The 678-nt window shown below is 78.6% G+C and carries 1 protein-coding gene; it reads right to left on the bottom strand.

Annotated elements, in window-relative coordinates:
* Window positions 1–678: peptidase dimerization domain-containing protein (locus B9S61_RS00080; protein ID WP_146064659.1), on the bottom strand; the 678-nt coding region annotated here is incomplete at both ends.

Genomic DNA, 678 nt, shown 5'->3' with positions numbered 1-678 from the left:
ATCGCGGCGACGGCGGGGCGGAGCGCGCTGCCGATGTCGGGCGCGAAGTGAGGGGAGTGGTTCGGGGCCAGGGGCGGGGCGCCGGGGCCGCCGGCGGTGGACCGGCGCCAGACGTCCGCGCCCACCACGCCCAGCATCCAGTAGACCAGCGGCACGCCCGGCTGCCCGTGGACGCCGGCCCCCGCGTCCCCGAACAGCGGGAAGTCCTCCGTGGCCAGCGACCCCGGCCAGGGCAGGACCCGGCCGGTGCCGAGGAGTCCGGTGTGGGCGCGCCGGACCGCGTCGGTGGTGTGCGGGTCGCAGCGCAGGGCCGCCGAGCGGGAGACCACGCTCACCTCGGGGGCACGGGGGGCGCCCGCGGCGGTGCTCTCGGACAGGATCACACGGCGCACCGCGGCCAGCGTCCGGTCCAGGGACTCCTCGCTCGCGGCGCGGACCCCGACACCGAGCGAGGCGCTCTCCGGGATGACATTGGCGGCCGTCCCGGCGTGCAGCCTGCCCACGGTCAGGGAGACCTGGTCGGCGGGCGCCGTCTCGCGGGCGACGACGCTCTGCAGCCGGGTGACGACGGCGGCCGCGGCGACCACCGGATCCACCGCGAGATGCGGGGTGGCGGCATGACCGCCCCGGCCGTGCAGCACCACGTCGAGCACCGCGCCGGCCGCCGCCATCGGGGCC

Origin of the sequence: Streptomyces sp. SM1, from assembly GCF_002910825.1 — a bacterium.
Classification (GTDB): Bacteria; Actinomycetota; Actinomycetes; order Streptomycetales; family Streptomycetaceae; genus Streptomyces; species Streptomyces okerensis.
Note: the sequence above shows the minus strand (reverse complement) of the source record. Positions and strands in the feature narration are given on the sequence as shown.